At 45.5% G+C, this 16,756-nt stretch carries 17 protein-coding genes; 10 read left to right on the top strand and 7 right to left on the bottom strand.

Features of this window, described 5'->3' with window-relative positions; all coding sequences use genetic code 11:
- Positions 1-171 precede the first annotated feature (171 nt).
- A complete protein-coding gene (locus H0R92_RS12990) occupies positions 172-387 on the top strand; it encodes a hypothetical protein (protein WP_432965722.1) in 216 nt (71 codons plus the stop codon).
- Positions 388-849: 462 nt separating this feature from the next.
- Here H0R92_RS12990 and H0R92_RS12985 read toward each other — a convergent pair whose 3' ends face one another.
- The 4 genes from H0R92_RS12985 to H0R92_RS12970 all read right to left on the bottom strand — a co-directional run bounded on the left by H0R92_RS12985 (position 850) and on the right by H0R92_RS12970 (position 3,627).
- The gene (locus H0R92_RS12985) at positions 850-1,077 is read right to left on the bottom strand and encodes a hypothetical protein (protein WP_432965719.1); all 228 of its coding nucleotides are present in this window, start codon (positions 1,075-1,077) and stop codon (positions 850-852) included.
- A gap of 237 nt (positions 1,078-1,314) precedes the next feature.
- A complete protein-coding gene (locus H0R92_RS12980) occupies positions 1,315-1,677 on the bottom strand; it encodes a hypothetical protein (RefSeq protein WP_432965716.1) in 363 nt (120 codons plus the stop codon).
- Positions 1,678-1,899: 222 nt separating this feature from the next.
- Entirely contained in the window at positions 1,900-3,024 is a 1,125-nt protein-coding gene (locus H0R92_RS12975; protein WP_432965713.1) for a peptidoglycan DD-metalloendopeptidase family protein, read from the bottom strand.
- On the bottom strand, positions 3,025-3,627 hold the full coding sequence (locus H0R92_RS12970; protein ID WP_432965710.1) for an SAM-dependent methyltransferase: 603 nt from the start codon (positions 3,625-3,627) through the stop codon (positions 3,025-3,027).
- A gap of 51 nt (positions 3,628-3,678) precedes the next feature.
- Here H0R92_RS12970 and H0R92_RS12965 point away from each other — a divergent pair, with 51 nt between their 5' ends.
- From H0R92_RS12965 to H0R92_RS12955, 3 genes are all read left to right on the top strand, one after another.
- Entirely contained in the window at positions 3,679-4,737 is a 1,059-nt protein-coding gene (locus H0R92_RS12965; RefSeq protein ID WP_432965707.1) for a polyprenyl synthetase family protein, read from the top strand.
- 72 nt (positions 4,738-4,809) lie between these two features.
- The gene (locus tag H0R92_RS12960) at positions 4,810-5,331 is read left to right on the top strand and encodes a tetratricopeptide repeat protein (RefSeq protein WP_432965704.1); all 522 of its coding nucleotides are present in this window, start codon (positions 4,810-4,812) and stop codon (positions 5,329-5,331) included.
- Positions 5,332-5,346: 15 nt separating this feature from the next.
- Positions 5,347-5,760: a SoxR reducing system RseC family protein gene (locus H0R92_RS12955; protein ID WP_432965701.1), complete on the top strand. Its 414-nt coding sequence runs from the start codon at positions 5,347-5,349 to the stop codon at positions 5,758-5,760.
- Positions 5,761-5,780: 20 nt separating this feature from the next.
- Here H0R92_RS12955 and H0R92_RS12950 read toward each other — a convergent pair whose 3' ends face one another.
- Both H0R92_RS12950 and H0R92_RS12945 read right to left on the bottom strand, forming a co-directional pair.
- The gene (locus tag H0R92_RS12950) at positions 5,781-6,932 is read right to left on the bottom strand and encodes a protein-glutamate methylesterase/protein-glutamine glutaminase (protein ID WP_432965698.1); all 1,152 of its coding nucleotides are present in this window, start codon (positions 6,930-6,932) and stop codon (positions 5,781-5,783) included.
- 20 nt (positions 6,933-6,952) lie between these two features.
- Positions 6,953-7,768 carry a CheR family methyltransferase gene (locus tag H0R92_RS12945; RefSeq protein ID WP_432965695.1) on the bottom strand — a complete coding sequence of 272 codons (816 nt, stop codon included), beginning with the start codon at positions 7,766-7,768 and terminating at the stop codon, positions 6,953-6,955.
- An 89-nt stretch (positions 7,769-7,857) separates the two neighbouring features.
- Here H0R92_RS12945 and H0R92_RS12940 point away from each other — a divergent pair, with 89 nt between their 5' ends.
- From H0R92_RS12940 to H0R92_RS12915, 6 genes are all read left to right on the top strand, one after another.
- The gene (locus tag H0R92_RS12940; protein WP_432965692.1) at positions 7,858-9,459 is read left to right on the top strand and encodes a CTP synthase; all 1,602 of its coding nucleotides are present in this window, start codon (positions 7,858-7,860) and stop codon (positions 9,457-9,459) included.
- Complete coding sequence (lptC, locus tag H0R92_RS12935) at positions 9,456-10,061, top strand: LPS export ABC transporter periplasmic protein LptC (RefSeq protein WP_432965689.1); 606 nt, start codon at positions 9,456-9,458, stop codon at positions 10,059-10,061. Before H0R92_RS12940 ends, lptC begins: the two co-directional genes overlap by 4 nt.
- A complete protein-coding gene (locus H0R92_RS12930) occupies positions 10,054-10,731 on the top strand; it encodes an LptA/OstA family protein (RefSeq protein ID WP_432965686.1) in 678 nt (225 codons plus the stop codon). Before lptC ends, H0R92_RS12930 begins: the two co-directional genes overlap by 8 nt.
- Positions 10,724-11,449, top strand: coding sequence for an LPS export ABC transporter ATP-binding protein (gene lptB / locus H0R92_RS12925; protein ID WP_432965683.1), 726 nt, complete (start codon positions 10,724-10,726; stop codon positions 11,447-11,449). Before H0R92_RS12930 ends, lptB begins: the two co-directional genes overlap by 8 nt.
- 69 nt (positions 11,450-11,518) lie before the next feature.
- Complete coding sequence (locus H0R92_RS12920) at positions 11,519-13,207, top strand: Mur ligase family protein (protein ID WP_432965680.1); 1,689 nt, start codon at positions 11,519-11,521, stop codon at positions 13,205-13,207.
- A gap of 6 nt (positions 13,208-13,213) precedes the next feature.
- Positions 13,214-14,440 carry a D-alanine--D-alanine ligase family protein gene (locus H0R92_RS12915; protein ID WP_432965677.1) on the top strand — a complete coding sequence of 409 codons (1,227 nt, stop codon included), beginning with the start codon at positions 13,214-13,216 and terminating at the stop codon, positions 14,438-14,440.
- 219 nt (positions 14,441-14,659) lie between these two features.
- Here H0R92_RS12915 and H0R92_RS12910 read toward each other — a convergent pair whose 3' ends face one another.
- Positions 14,660-16,639 carry an FAD-dependent oxidoreductase gene (locus tag H0R92_RS12910; RefSeq protein WP_432965674.1) on the bottom strand — a complete coding sequence of 660 codons (1,980 nt, stop codon included), beginning with the start codon at positions 16,637-16,639 and terminating at the stop codon, positions 14,660-14,662.
- Positions 16,640-16,756: the final 117 nt, after the last annotated feature.

The following is a 16,756-nucleotide window of genomic DNA, read 5'->3' as shown; positions in this document are numbered from 1 at the left end:
AACTTCACAGTCCCGGCACGGATGCCGGAAAAGCCGTTAGTAATGAGTTTCGGGCTTTGCCCGAAACTCAAGTTAAAAACCGCACAGGACGTGCGGTTTTTAAACGTTGTGAGAAAAGTTTGTAAAGATTGAAAGCTTTGTAAGTTCCGGCAGGATTGCCGGTACGGCTCTATGCGGCGCGGAATTGCACACCGCGGTGCAATTTCCGTACAGGGCAGACTACGCGGACGAACGAACGAACGAACGAACGAACGAACGAACGAACGAACGAACGAACGAACGAACGATTATGCACGGCTCGACAGCTTTGTCAAGTACCCGGTGCGCTTTTTGTGCGGAAAAGATAAAAGATGTAGTATCTGTCTTGCCGTTCATAAGTCCTCGTAAAAAGTCAAGATGAAGCACAGCACAGATGTAGGTAAGCGGATTATCCGCAATGTTTTAAATCCTGCACACGGACGTGCAGAAAAGCTTTAGATAGCCAAGTTTACCTGCGGCAAATGGCTTGCCGCAGGTAAACTTGAAGCATAAAACCGAGCAGGAAGTTCGGTTTTATGCAACTGTACATCCAATGCTATCTTTAAGTGTGAGCAATTCTTCAGAATTGCGAACCTAAAGCTGTTTTTATGCGAGTTTTGCGAAGCAAAACTCGACGTGCAAGCGTGCGGCGCTATGTGAGCCGCACGCTTGCACCCGTACACGGATGTATGCGAAAGCTATAGGTAATGAGTTTCGCACCCTGTGCGAAACTCGGATTAAAGAGCGGACAGGATGTCCGCTCTTTAAACATTATATCCTAATTTTCCGAAAATAACAACTTTTGGGCGATTTTTTCAATGGGTAATTAACTTACAATTCGGCTATTTCCGCCTCGGAAAGCCCGGTGATTTTGTGAATATCACCCAAAGGGTAATTCATCGACTTCATTACAGCTGCCGTTTCCAAAGCTTTTTGACGGGCACCCTGAGTAAAGCCTTTTTCAAGCCCGATAGCCTCGCCTTCCTCTAAGGCTATTTCACGTTCTTCTTCTCTTTGAACCGCTATATCGGTTGCGTAATCATATTCTGCCAATAACATATTCATTACCTCCCGCGATTTGCGTTCCAAGTACTCTTTAAGTATATCATTATTTATACATTCCTGTACAGCTTCGTAATATCAAAAAGCAGATACGTTGGGACGCCGCTCAAAAAGGCTGTCTGGAAGCTTCGCTGACCGATACCGCGCTTCGCTTGTGCAGAATTTTTTGTGCGTCGTCCACGTATCCGCTGTCTTCATATATACGATTAACCGTAATGTATACTTTAAAACATTTTAATGCCGGCACGGATGCCGCCGTTTCCGTATAGTCGCGATGTTTGGGGCTTGCACCAAACTCGAGGTCAAGGAATGTACACGGATGTGCATTCCTTGACACAGCATGTTCAAGTTGACGGTTGACTGGTGTTCTGCGAGTACAATGATTTTATTATCTACAAGGAAGGACACATCGTTGTAAAAGTTCATGTACAGGATTTGTTCCAGTCTGATATGACGCAGCTCACAGTCAAGCGGCAGCTGTGTTCCGTGCAATGCGTTGTACAAACTGATAAAGTTTGATTTTGCCGACTTATCCGCCCCGAAAAAGTCGGCAAACACGGAGTCCTTATAGGTTCGTTTGGGATTAGCCTTTGTCATACTTCACCTCCACCTAATATATAGGTGTCAGTTGACAAAAAAACAGACTTTTTCCGAAAAAAACAACTTTTTGACGATTTTTTCAATTAACTGCGGAAAACTGTGTAAGCCGCCGTTTAGGGACAAAGGCGGCGGACGGAAAACGCAAGGGGGATTACGGGAAATTGAATTATCTTTTTTAACTTCTTTGCGTGCCCTGCGCACACTGCGGTTACATCACCGTTAATTCCACAAACCCATCGGATTTACCGCCGAACCGTATTTAAAAACCGAAAAGTGTAAGTGCGGCCCCGTACTTAAACCGGTATTTCCCACCCAGCCTATAACGCTTTTTGTATCCACATGCTGCCCTTTTCGGGCTTTTACGCCGGCCAAGTGTCCGTACAGTGTACGATAACCCGAATGGTGAGCGACTATAACATAGTTACCGTATACGGAATTATAGCCGACCGTCGTTACCTTGCCGACCAATGCCGCATATACGGGCGTCCATGTAGCCGCCGCCATATCCACACCGTTATGAAACGATCTTTTTCCGGTAAAAGGACTGTTTCGCCAGCCGAAAACGGAACTTAAATAATAACGTCCGCGCAAAGGCCGTCTGAACAAATCGCCGTTTATTTCTTGGCGCGTAACCCAATCCAAAAAAGCGTCGGGAACAAAAACGGTTACTCCGGCTTCCAAAGCGCTTTGTTCGTTCAGATGATTTACTGCCGCCGTTTTTTTAGCCGACACTTGATATTTTTCGGCAATACTGCCGGGCGTTTCGCCGGGTTTTTTAGTTGTATATAAAATACCCGGCATCGACGGAATCCGTAAATATTCGCCGATTTGAATACGCCGGGTTTGCCGAATATTATTTATACTGATTAAGGTATCTTGGGTAACGCCGAAATTTTCGGCAATAACGCTTATCATATCGCCTTTGCGTATGCGGTACGCCGAATAGGTAAGTTCGGGATACAAACCGGCATTTTGCACCGCCTTTGCCCACACTGCGGGTTCGGGTAAAAAAGAGCGGAACGGTTTTGTATTGGCATAAAAAGCCGAACTCATATCATAACCGCCCTGCCCCGCAAAAAGTTCGGATATAAAAAAATCGCCGGAAGGCAAAGCCGACGGTACGGATTGTACCCCCGCCTGTTCCGATACAATGAATTCCGTACCCAAAAGCGCTTCGTTTTCCGCAGTAAAAGAAACCGTGTTTTTTGCCTTTTTTTTCGCCGAAACGGAACTGTTATATACCGAAAAAGAAAAGGCGGCATATAAAAAAACAACGCAAAATCCGGCAAAAACAAAAGCACAGCTCCGTAAAGAAAAACAAAAAAAAGTACTTTTTTTAAACATTTAATCCGCCTTTTTTCCCAATCCTATTAAATAGGTTTCAAAAGATTCCGAACGGCAGGCTGCCGGCTTAAAACTGCGGGCGGAAGAAAACAGGGTTTTCATCTTTGCAAGTACAGCCTGCTGATCTCCTCCTTGAAATATTTTTACCGCACAATGGCCGCCCTTTTTGAGCATCGCTTGTGCATAATAAACAGCGGTTTCAGCCAAATCGACCGAACGGGAAGTATCTATCAAGCGGTTTCCCGTTGTAGGCGGAGCGGCGTCGCACACAAGAACATCATACGGGCCTTCCGACTTTAAACGAGCTTGCACATCTTCATCGTACAAATCCCCCTGTAAAAACACCAGATTCGTTCCCGTAACGTTTTTTGCCAGCGGTTTTAAATCAACCGAAACAACCTTCCCCGATCCTGCCAAAGTTCGCAGTATAAAAACCGTCCAGCTTCCGGGAGCGGCTCCCAAATCAAGTACGCAAGAACCCTTTGTAAACAGCGAATACTTTTCGTTTATCTCCTTCAGCTTATACACCGAGCGTGCAGGATAACCCTCGCTAAAAGCTTTTTTCGACCAAAAATCCGGTTTTTCATACGAGTTTACAGACATTTAAGCTCCGAACTATTTTCTTTATCGGAAAAATTCACTATAATCAATACCATGAATTCCGATTTTAAATCAAGACTTAAAAAAATAGAAGCGGTTTTGCAAAAGAATTTACCCGGCAGTCCCTATACCGCATTATGGAAGCACAATGCATTCGGAAAAATCGACAAAGCCGTTTGTTCACAGCACATCGAAGCGCTTACCGAACCGTGCAGAATCCTCATCGAATCCGGCGGTAAACGCTGGCGGCCGCTTTTTATGATTTTATGCGCGGAAGCCGCCTCGGAACGGAAAAAAAACAAAACGGAATTAATAAAACAAGCTTACTCCCTCTGCCCCTTAGTCGAATTTGTGCATACGGCAAGCCTCATCCATGACGATATAGAAGACAATGCCGATATGCGCCGCGGAAAACCGGCCGCCCATATAAGCTGGGGAATCGATACTGCTTTAAATGCGGCTTCTTGGCTTTATTTTCAAGCAAGCGCTTGTCTTACAGGTATAGCCCCGGCTTTAAAGATAAAACTGTATGACGCCCTTACCGCCGAATTGCGGCGGTTGCATTTGGGACAGGCAATGGATATAAGCTGGCACAAAAACAATGCCGCACTGCCGACGGTTCGCGAATATCTTGCAATGACTTCCTTAAAAACCGGAACACTTGCCTCACTTTCGGCACGCTGCGGCATTTTAGCCGGAGGAGGTTCTCCTGAAAAAGCCGGGCAAGCCGCCCTATATGCAGCGGATATAGGCGTCGCCTTTCAAATACAAGACGATATCATAAACCTTACACGGGGCAATGTCGGTAAAAAACGCGGCGATGATATAGTGGAAGGAAAAAAAAGCCTGCCGGTTTTATATCATTTACAAGAACATCCGGAAGATTTAAAAAAACTGATGAGTTATTTTGAATGTGCCGCACGGGAAGGAATCGATTCTCCGGCAGTTGAAAAAGCCGTCAACCTTTTACTCGGCGGCAATGCGGTACAAAGAGCGCTCAAACAAAGTACCGACTTAATTGAAGCGTCTTGTACGCGCATACAAAAACTCTATCCGGGCACTACCGCAGTCCGCCTTATTACCGAACTTTTTTCGGGCTTGCAAAAATGTTAAGATACCGTCAAAACAAAAACACGGTACTTGCCCCTTTTGCTTTTATACCGTACAATTAAAAACGGAGGCAATATGAAGGAAAATCCCGAAAAATTAAATACCCATGCAATTGAACTTGCTTCCCAAGGCGAATATGCAGAAGCCATTGCCTGCTTTAAACGGGCAATAAGTATAGAAAAATCCAATGCTCTTTTATGGTATAATTTGGGACTGACGTACCGCGATTCGGGTAATTTGCACGCCGCAAAGCAAGCTTTGCTTACCGCGTACAATTTGGATAACACGGATGAAGAACTTTTGGAAAGCCTTACCCTCGTTTGTTTTGCCCTCGATGAAACGGACGAAGCGTTCGAATATTGCTCGGAAGGAATCGAATTGAATTCGGACAATCCTCATGTATGGAACAATCTGGGCGTATTGTATTTTACGCGCGCCGAATACCAAAAAGCGTGTTCCGCCTTTGAGCAGGCGGTAAGTTTGTATCCGCACTATTACGATGCTGTTTATAACCTGCGCGATACGTATACGGAACTCGGTAATAAAGTAGGTGCACAAGAATGCGCAAGACTGATGGCGCAAATGCGCAACGGGTAATTAAAGGAAACATAGATGCGTGACAGTGCAAAAATACTATCGATTGCCTCAAACGGCAGCGTTAAGGTTTTACCCCTGATAAAAAATGCCTGTATAAGCTGCACAAATACAAGCTGTGCAAAAGCGGGCAAGCCGTTTACGGCTCAAAACCCGCATTCTTTGTCCTTAAAGCCGGGTATGACGGTACGCATATCGGCAAAAAAAAGCAGCCAAGCGGTACAAGCATTCATTTCGCTTTTTATTCCCCTTATATGCGCTGCCGGCGGGTGGTTTGCCGCAAATACCTATGCGCTGTCAAAACAATTAAGCGGAGAATCTTTGCAGGCCGCAGGCGTACTGCTCGGACTTTTTATTCCGTCGATTGTGATTTTATGTATACGCAGGCATAAAACGCCCGCCTATAGCGAAATAACCGAGATTTTAGACTGAAAAAACCGAAAATCAGTATTTTAGTATTTTAAAGCCAATTCGTTAATGGTTTCGGCCATTTTATTCAGCGGAACCTGCTTTTGAACGGCGCCTAACTCAAAGGCGGCGCGCGGCATACCGTATACAATGCAGGATTCCGCATCCTGACCGAGTGTGCGTGAACCGGCACGGCGCAATTCGGCAAGTTCGGCAGCTCCGTCCTTACCCATACCGGTCATAATGATGCCCAAAGCATTGGCTTGGTATTCTTTTACAACGGATTGGAAAAGAACGTCGGCGGAAGGACGGTGTCCGTTACGCGGCGGATCTTGGTTCAAATGGACGACAGAAGCAAGGCGGCGCTTTTCAACAACGACATGATAACCGCCCGGCGCAATAAGAATGCGGCCTTCTTTAAGCACATCGCCTTCGGCAGCTTCTTTTACTTCTAAGGGACAAATATTATTTAAACTTGCCGCAAACTCGGCGGTAAAACCGGCCGGCATATGCTGAACAACAACTATCGGTTGACGAATTTTAGGAGAAAGATCGGCAAAAACTTCGCGCAAAGCGTTGGGACCGCCGGTTGAAATGCCGAATACGATAATTTCTATAGGACCGCTTTCACGAACGGCTTCTATCGGAACGGCTTGAGCTGTCGGCGCCTTTGCAAAAGACAGGACGGGTAATTTTTTTTCAAGAGAATCGCTTGCCGCCTGTGCCAAACCGGAAGTCCGCTTTTCGGCGGAAAATCCGAACAGGGGAATCTTTTTTCCTTTTTTGCGCGCATAAGAACCGCCGTAACTGTGTACCATTTCAACAAGGCGATCGGCAACTTTACCGATATCTTCCGAGCCGACATTGGACGGTTTAAGTAAAAAATCGCTTGCACCGAGTTCAAGACATTCCATTGTAACGGCAGCACCGCGGTGAGCAATGCTGGAAAGAATAATTACGGGAATATGTATGTTTGCCTTTTTCCGCTCGCGCATAAATTCAAGCCCGGTCATAACGGGCATTTCAAGATCCAAAATAATTACATCGGGATTATGGGACGGGATTTTTTCCAAAGCCATTTGCCCGTTCATCGCTTTAGCGACAACGGTAATACCGGGAACGGATTCAACCATTCTTGAAACAAGATTTCGCATTAAAGCGGAGTCGTCTACAATTAAAACGTCAATATTATCCATAACTCAATTCCACACTACACTTAGGTATTTTTTTGATATAAACAAGCCCAATCGGTTTTTAAAAATTCAAATTTGGTATCCATGCCGAATAAAGATTCGGAATGTCCGATAAAAAGATAGGATTTTGGGGCCATCGAATCCCAAAAGCGATTTATCGCAACAAGCTGCGCCGCTTCATCAAAATAAATAAGTACGTTTCTGCAAAACACAATGTCGAGATTACGCAATCCGGAATCATGCTTAAGATTATGATAGTCAAATTCTATTTTTGTTTTTAATTCTTCTTTTACCTGATATCCGCCGTCAGCCTTTGTAAAAAACCGCTGTAAATAATCGGGGGGAATGCCGGTAATACGGCTGTCGGGATAAAATCCCTGCTTACCGACCATCAACGATTTAAGAGAAATATCGGATGCCGTAATTTCAAAATCCATGCCGGCAGGCAAAATCGTTTTTAAAATCATGGCAATGGTATAAGGTTCTTCTCCGGTCGAACAACCGGCGCTCCATATTTTAATAAGATGCTGGCCGGCACTTTTTTTCAATTCGATAACGCGAGGAATAATATAATGAGTAAAAGCGTCGAAATGCGGCTGATTCCTAAAAAAACGGGTTAAATTGGTCGTTACGGAATCCAAAAGGGTTTTCATTTCTTCTTTGTCGGAGAGAATAAGTTTATAGTAATCTTCGACATCGGTTAATTCTTTTTCACGTAAGCGTTCTTTTAAACGGCTGTCTAAGATGGACCTGTTTGCCGCAGAAAACGTTATGCCGCTTTCATCATATATGGTTTTGCGAAACATATCGAACTGGGCGTCGGTCAGCAAGTCAATCATAAGGGATATTATAATTGATAAATAAAAAAAAGTAAATGGGACTTTCGAACATAGTTGACAAAAAACACCATAGATGTGAAAATTACAGAATGAGTAAATATATTTTAATAACGGGCGGAGTGTGTTCAAGCTTGGGAAAAGGAGTCGCTTCGGCAGCTATCGGGAGTTTGTTGGAATGCAGCGGCTTAAAAATTGCCATGATGAAATGCGACCCGTATATAAATGTTGATGCGGGAAATATGAATCCCTACCAACACGGCGAAGTATACGTAACTGCGGACGGCGCCGAAACCGATTTGAATTTGGGAAACTATGCCCGTTTTGCAAACGTTGAATTGAGCAGTTTAAATTCGATTACAACGGGTAAAATATATGATGAAGTTATAAAAAACGAACGCAGCGGCCGCTATAACGGGCGCGCCGTACAGGTTATTCCGCACATAACGGACGAGATAAAACGCCGCATTATGATTGTCGGTGCAAAAACCGAAGCCGATGTCGTTATTGTGGAAATAGGCGGAACCGTAGGCGATATAGAATCCATCCCATTTCTTGAAGCGGCGCGGCAGCTTATACGAGAAAAAGGCAAAGAAAATGCATTATGTATTCATTTAACCTTAGTTCCCATTATAACCGGCGGGGAATTAAAGACAAAGCCCACGCAGCACTCGGTAAAAAATATGCAGCAACTGGGCATACAGCCGGATATTTTACTGTGCCGCACCGAAATTCCGCTTGAAGAAGATATACGAAAAAAAATCGCTTCATTTTGTAATGTTGAAAAAGAATCGGTTTTTACCTCTATCGATGTCGAAAAATCGATATACGAGCTGCCGGTGGAATTCCATCGGCAGGGATTGGATGCGAACATTTTATCGAAACTCGGCTGGACGGGGCGTAAAACCGACATCAGTGCATGGAATCGTTTTATAAAAAAACTTAAAAATCCCAAAGGCAGGGTATGCGTTGCCATGCTTGGGAAAAAAACCTTCCTTGACGATTGTTATAAATCGGTAAGAGAAGCTTTGCTTCATGCCGCAATCAGCAGCCACGGCCTTGAGCTTGAAATACGAAAAATAGATGCCGAAACTCTCGAAAGCTGCACCGATATCCGGCCATATTTTAAAGATATAACCGGTATTATCGTGCCGGATAATTACGGACAAAGAGGTTTTTTAGGATTGCTGCAGGCAATCCGTTATGCCCGCGAACAAAAAATTCCGTTTTTAGGCATAGGGCTGGGAATGCAGCTCATGGCGATAGAAACGGCACGGCATCTTTTAGGATGGGAAGACTCCGATTCGACGGAATTTGTACAAAACTCGTCCTATCCGGTTATCAGTTTACCGGAAGAGCAAGCGGGCTTAACCGCAGCCGGTGTTATGCGCTTAGGCGACGGAGCGATAAACATTCAAAGCGATTCTCAATTGGCAAAGATTTACGGTAAACCCCTTGTCATAGAGCGGCATCGCAGCAAGTATACCTTCGATCGAAAATACAGTGAGAATATGCAATCGCAGAACCTTATAATCAGCGCATATTCTAAAACCGATAATCAAGTGGAAGCGTTTGAATGGAAAAACCATCCTTGGGGTATAGGCGTTCAATTCCATCCGGAATTTATTTCAAGACCGGCACATCCTCATCCTTTGTTTTCCGCCTTTATAGGAGCCGCCGCCAAAGGTTTATGAAAAATCCTACATACGGACGAAGTCGTATAGTGCCGATTTTTATAGCTGCCCTCTTATGCATTTGCGGCTGTTCTTTGGATTACGGACAAGCAAGTCAAGCCCAAATACTCAGCCCCGAATTTGTGTTTTACGATGCACGCTTTACGCGCGTGCAAAACAAAAAAATCAAACTAAAACTGCAAGCGGATAAACTTGAACAATATACGGGTATGGATGTGATGTACGGGCAAAACGTACATTTCGCCCTTTACGATGAACGGGGGCAATCTTCTTTAACGGGAAACTGTATGCTTCTTTCGGCCGATAAAGATAATAAAGTATATCATTTTTTTTCAAATGTCTATATAAAGAGTTACGAATACAGGGCGGAAATTTCGGCACAAAATTTACGCTGGAATGAAGATACGGAAATATTGGACAGCGGGAAAAACGATTTTGTCGGTATTTCCGTAGAAAAACCGAACGGAGCACGAATCCAAATCGAGGGAAAAGGGTTTTCGGCATATAAAAAAGACCGCTCGTTCCGTTTTTCCGAAAATATAAGCGGCACGCTCACAGAAGTAAAGGATAAAACGAATACGGAAGGTGCGGAAGATGATTAAAAAATGCCTGTTTTTCTCTTTTTTTGTCCTTTTTTGTATGCTTTTGGTTACTCCTATTTTCGGCGAAGAAGAAAAAATCGTTTTTTTTGCAAATTTTATGAGCGGTACTACAAAAGAGGATAATGAACATACGCATTTAAAAGGAAATGCAAAAATACAAACCAAAACCCTTGAAATAAAGGCGGATTCGATTCTTTTAAACGGAACCGACTATCGAAACATAAACGCCGAAGGTAATGTGGAAGGAAAAGATACGGAGGGAGGTTTTACTTTTAGCTGTAATTCCCTACGTTATGACAGAAAAACAAAGATTACCGTTTTGGAAGGTTCGGTTATTATGTACGATGACGACAACGAAGTGCAAGTAAAAGCCGAATATATAGAATATAATCAAAATACGGAAACCGCTCTTATTCAAATTAACGTTGAAATTACACAAGAAAATTCGGTTTGTACCGCCGCCTTTGCCGTATACCGTAAAAAAACACAAGTATTGGAATTGAACGGTTCTCCGAAAGTAACGGAAAACGACAATACATTTAAAGCGCAGGAAATTATTTTTAACTTGGACACAAAGGAAATTACGCTTGACGGAAAAGTAAGCGGAACTGTAACGGATAAAAAAGAAACCGAAGGTTCAACCGCCCCGGAGAAAAATAAAAATGAGTAAACTGCAAGTATCGGGTTTATATAAGAGTTTCGGAAAAAAAGAAGTGGTCCGCGGCATTGACTTTTCAATGCAAAGCGGAGAAGTACTCGGCTTGCTCGGCCCTAACGGTGCGGGTAAAACCACAACCTTTTATATGATTGTAGGGTTTTACCGGCCTACCGACGGGGATGTTTTTTTAAATGATAATTGTATTACCCGGCTTCCGATGTACAAACGGGCACGTCTCGGCATTTCGTATTTACCGCAAGAAACATCGGTATTCAGAAAACTGACTGTCGAAGAAAACATATGGGCAATTATTGAAACAAGACATGATTTATCGGGTACGCAAAAACATAAACTGCTTGAAGATCTTATCGAAGAATTTTCGATCGCCCGCATCAGAAAACAATACGCATATACTTTATCGGGCGGCGAGCGGCGCAGAACCGAAATAGCACGGGCATTAGCCAATGAACCTAAAATTTTACTTTTGGACGAACCCTTTGCCGGTATTGATCCCATTGCCGTAGCCGATATAAAAGACATGATACGTCTTTTAGCACAACGCGGTATCGGGGTTTTAATTACCGATCACAATGTGCGTGACACGCTTGAAATTACCGACCGTTCGATTATTATAAGCAGCGGTCAAATCGTCGCTCAGGGTATCCCGGAAGAAATACTTAAATCACCGATTGCACGTAAACTGTATTTAGGCGAAGAATTTAAAATGTAGTTCCCGTAAAAGTACACACATATTCACCCCTGCTTGCACAGACTGCGGCGAAACGCTAAAATGGAACACATGGTAAAAAAATTATCGGAATGTTTGCATTCCTGTCGCGGCTCTTTTCGTTATACAATCGAATTGAACGGCGATAAGGATCCGCTTATAAAAAATATCGTATTCGATTCAAAAAAGGTTTCGCCGGGTTCTCTTTTTTTTGCCTTGCCCGGGCTGCACGTACACGGAAACGATTTTGCAAAGCAGGCAATCGATGCCGGCTCCTCTGCCGTAATATTTGAAGGAAAACTGCCGGAAAATGCGGTACAAGATGCCGAACAAAGGGGAACTGTTTTAATCCGCGTCGATAACAGCCGTTTTGCCATGTCGCCCTTTTCGGCCGCCTTTTACGATTATCCGGGAAACAAGCTTTGTATAGCCGGCGTAACGGGAACCGAAGGAAAAAGCTCAACCGTTTTTTTTATTTGGCAGCTTTTGCGTTTGGCGGGAAAAAAGGCCGGCTTTATTTCGACCGTGCAGTATTCCTTAGGCGGTGAAGCCGTCAATAACCCGGAGCACCAAACCACGCCCGAAGCGCCGATTGTACAGGAGCAGTTATACCGCATGGCCGAAAACGGCTGCGAATTTGCGGTAGTCGAATCTTCATCGCACGGTCTTTCGGTAAAGACAAACCGCTTAGGGAACGTTCCCTTCGATACGGCGGCGATGATGAACGTCAATCACGAACACTTGGAATTCCACGGCACTTACGAGTGTTACAAAGACGATAAGGCGAACCTGTTCAGAAAAACGGCCGCTCACAATCACGTAAAAACGATTGCGGGGACGCCGAAAACCTTTCAGCCTCTGGGGGCGGTTAATGCCGCCGATTCTGCGGCGGAAGATTTTGTAAAAGCTGCCGGTTCGGTTTCCGTTGCCGGTTTTGTGCCGCCCCAAGAACTGCAAAGCCGTGCGGATTTTTCCGTAGCGGGTGCTGAACCTGCTACCTGCGGCGGCGCGCTCAACGCTGTAAATGAAGACCTGTATAAGGCGGGATTGTATACAATCGAACATTTAAAAGAAAGCGAAGCGGACATAACCTTTGATTTATGCCTAAAAGGAAGCGCCGATATTCACGTAAAAGCGCCGCTTGCCGGAGCCTTTAATGCGTGCAATGTTACGGCGGCGATTCTCCTCGTTGCTCAAATGACCGAAAAAAGCGTTGAGGAAATTGCAGCTCTCGCACGCCGCATCGAACCGGTGCGCGGCAGAATGAGCCATATACGGAAAGGACAGCCCTTTGAAGTGCTTGTCGACTACGCTCATACGCCCTCGTCTTTTTACACGGTGTTTCCGCCGCTCAGACAAAAAACACAGGGGCGCATTATCAGCCTCTTCGGTTCCGGCGGAGAGCGCGACACAAAAAAGCGGCCCGTTCAGGGAAAAATCGCATCCGAATACAGCGACATCGTTATTTTAACCGACGAAGATCCCCGCGGTGAAGAGCCCATGGAATTGCTCGAAATGATTGCCGCAGGCTGCACTTCATTAAAGCGGGGAGAAACCCTTTTTTTAATCCCCGACAGAAAAGCCGCAATACGCAAAGCTTTTTCGCTTGCCCGGCCCGGAGATGCGGTTTTGCTTTTGGGAAAATCGCACGAAAACTCGATTATCTATAAAGACAGGGTTATGCCCTACGACGAAATAAAAGAAGCCGAAACCGCTCTTGAAGAAGCCGGTTTCACTAATGCAGACGTTTCGGGAGAATAAAACACTATGAATATCGCGGTTTTATACGGAGGAAAAAGCGGTGAACACGAGGTGTCTTTGCGTTCCGCCTCTTCGGTTGTCCGTCACATTAACCGGACAAAGCATACAATCATCCTCATCGGCATTGCCAAAGACGGGCGCTGGTATCTGCAAAGTCAAAATGAATTGACACGTGTTCTTGCAGACGATTCCGCATTTTTACGCATTGATGAAAATCCGGCATGTCTGATGCGCATTGTCCCCGGAGGCGGCGCAAAGGCTGCCCTGCAAAGCGCCGTAAACCTTGAAGGAAGGGCGCGCAAACCGGACGAAAGTCATGCAGTTGAAACCGATATTGTCCTTCCCGTTTTGCACGGTTCTTACGGAGAAGACGGTCTTGTGCAGGGGCTTTTGGAAATGGCCGAACTTCCCTATTGCGGCTGTACGGCTCTAAGCAGCGCCCTTGCGATGGATAAGGAGCAGACAAAAAGAGTGTGGATGCAGGAAGGCTTACAGGTTGTCCCCTTTGTCTGCATAACAAGCGCGGATATGCAATATGAAGGTTCCGCACCGCGGCAGGACAGTTCTGCACCGCATCTGGATGGCAGCGCTGCACAGCCGGGCGGTTTTGAAAAAATTGCAGCTTCCGCCGAAAAACAGTTCGGCTATCCTTTATTTGTAAAACCCGTATGTGCGGGAAGTTCGGTAGGAGCTGCAAAGGCTCATTCGCGCGAAGAATTAAAAGCCGCCGTTGAAAACGCTTTTTTATGGGATGAAAAGGTGTTGATAGAACAGTGTATCGACGCGCGCGAAATCGAATGTTCGGTTACGGGAAATGCGGCGATTTCAGCTTCGGGAAAAACGGCGGTAAAATCCTACACACCCGGAGAAATTGCACCCGCGCACGGTTTTTACGATTATGACGCCAAATATACCGACCCCGACGGCGCGCGCCTTTTAATACCCGCCCCCCTTACGGAAGAAGAAGCTCGAAGGGTAAAAACGATTGCCGAAAAAGCCTATCGCGCCCTCGATTGCAGCGGCCTTGCCCGCGTTGACTTTTTTATCGATAAAAAAGACGGCACCCTCTACTTAAACGAAATAAACACCCTGCCCGGCTTTACGTCAATCAGTATGTTTCCGAAAATGTGCGAAGCGGCCGGCCTTGCCTATGAAGACCTTATAGAACTGCTTTTGGAACAGGGCATTGAACGTTTTAAAAAGCGCCGCTCGTTAAAAACAAGCTTTGTATAAGATCCGCTTACCGCGCTGATAAAAAAATAACGGAGCTGTCTGAAAACTTCCGTTTTTTAGACAACCCCGTTTTATTCGTGCGGAAGGTTTAATACCCCGACGCTTTGCGTCGTAACAAAGGGTATTAAAGCCGACTGCAACCACCTTATGAGAACAACATACCCCGATGCTCTGCGTCGGGGTATGTTGATTTACGTTTTTGAAACGCAGTGCTCGGCTTTATTTTGCATCGGCAACAATGGTGTCGCCTGCAAGTTTACCGAATACGACCGTGTCTACAACGGCATTGCCGCCGAGGCGGTTTGCACCGTGTATGTCGCCGGTAACTTCACCTGCGGCATACAAACCGGGAATAGCTTTGCCGTTTGTATCGAGTACACGCGTTTTATCGTCGATAGCAATACCGCCCATCGTGTGGTGCACACATGCTTTGCGGGGCGTTGCGATCCACGGACCGTGCTCAAGCTTTACCGAATAAATCGTTCTGCCGAAATCGTCGCGGCCGGAAGCGACACTTGCATTGAACGAATCGACGGTTGCTTTAAGCGTTGCCGCATCCATTTTGAGTTTTGCCGCCATATCGTCAAGGGTATCGGCTTTGTACATAAAGCCGTTTTTTTCGCAGTAGTCGAATGTAAAGCCGTCCGCACTTCTCCAGTTCGGATCGTTGATGTCTTTATATTTGTCACCGTCGGCGCATTCGAGTACATAATAGAACTGTTCCGGCTGTTTAAAGACTGCAAGACAGATGTCGTCGCGGCGGCCGCCTTCGTTTGTAAAGCGCTTACCTTCTTTATTGACGAAGATGATTTGGTCGGTACCGTTTGCCGCACGCAGGGTATATTTCGATATTTGACCGTCTTTAAGGTTACCCAAATATAAAAGCTGAATTTGTTCCATATCGGCAAGGGCTGCACCCGCACCGGATGCCATGGTTATACCGTCGCCCTGAGAAGCCGAAAAGCGGTTTGTCGTTCCCACCGTGCTCAAGTCGCTCCATTTGCCCGATGTGTTGTACTGTTGTACCATCTTGCTGTTTGCGCCGAAACCGCCGGTTGCAATGATAACGCCGTCTTTTGCGGAAATTGTAAATTCTTTTCCGTTCCTATCGGCACACACAACGCCGGTAACTCTGTCGTTTTCTTTGACAAGCGATTTTCCGGTTGTTTCAACCATAATGGAAACATTGTCCATATTGGCGATATTTTCTACATAGGTTGAAAGGAATCCCGTACCGAGTTTCATAACGCTGGTATGGGTGCGCTGCCAAAGCGAACCTGCACCCTGTGCGATTTTATCGGAGAATTTCATGCCGAGGCTTTCAATCCATTCCAAGCCGTCGTATGCATTGTATGTCAGCGTTTTAACGAGTGCAAGATTTGCCGTCTTATCGCCGCCGTTCCACGTTTGAAGCGCGTACCATTCTTTCGAGTCGAATAAATCCGTGCGGCCGCTTGCTTTATATGCATTCCACTGACTGCGCACAAGCGCCTGAAGGGCTGCGTGTTCGTCGCTTACCGGTTTTTCGGCAAGGGCGGCTTCAAGCGTCCGTTTTACGGAATCTTTCATGGTAACTTTTTTTTGCAGTTTTTCATCCGCGGCATTGTAGATGGCGCCGCACACGAGGGTGTCGCCGCCGACCGTACCGGTTTTTTCTACAACGATAACCGATTTGCCTTTTTGTCCGGCTGCAATTGCGGCTGCAAGACCGGCTCCGCCTCCGCCGACGACTACAACATCCGCACTTGTGTTTGACGGAGCTGCGGCGGGCTTTTGCGGTTTATTCCAATTTTCAATATTCGCATGTGCCTGCTTCAAACATTCGGATACCGCCATCGTGATTGCGCGGGAAGTAATCGTCGCGCCGGTTACGATATCGACATTGACGCTCTGGTTTTCGACAATCCGTTGCGGAATTACATCTACCGGTGTCAATCCGCCGACGGTGAGGACTTTTCCGTCCATGTTTTTTAAGGGGCTTCCGATACCGGGTGTTTCCGCCTCTTTGGTAACTTCAACACGTGCAATCTTTTTACCCTCGATTGTAACGCTTACTTCAATGTCGCCGTTCATACCGCCGATTGCGGCCGTATACGTTCCGTTTTTAGCGGATTTTCCGCCGCACGAAACGACACCGAACAAAAATGCAACGGTAAAAAGTGCACATACCGTTTTTTGAAAAAAACGATTTTTTTTCATAACATCTCCCTTTTCGATATAAAATTATTCTTATAGTAAAAGTATACCACAAGGTTCTCTTTCGTGCAACTTTATTTTCCTTAAAAGTTAGTTAAATATAAAATTATGCCTAAACAA

This window comes from Treponema sp. OMZ 840, from assembly GCF_050937815.1.
GTDB lineage: Bacteria > Spirochaetota > Spirochaetia > Treponematales > Treponemataceae > Treponema_C.
The sequence above is the reverse complement of the archived record's forward strand: the minus strand, read 5'-3'. Positions and strand labels throughout refer to the sequence as shown.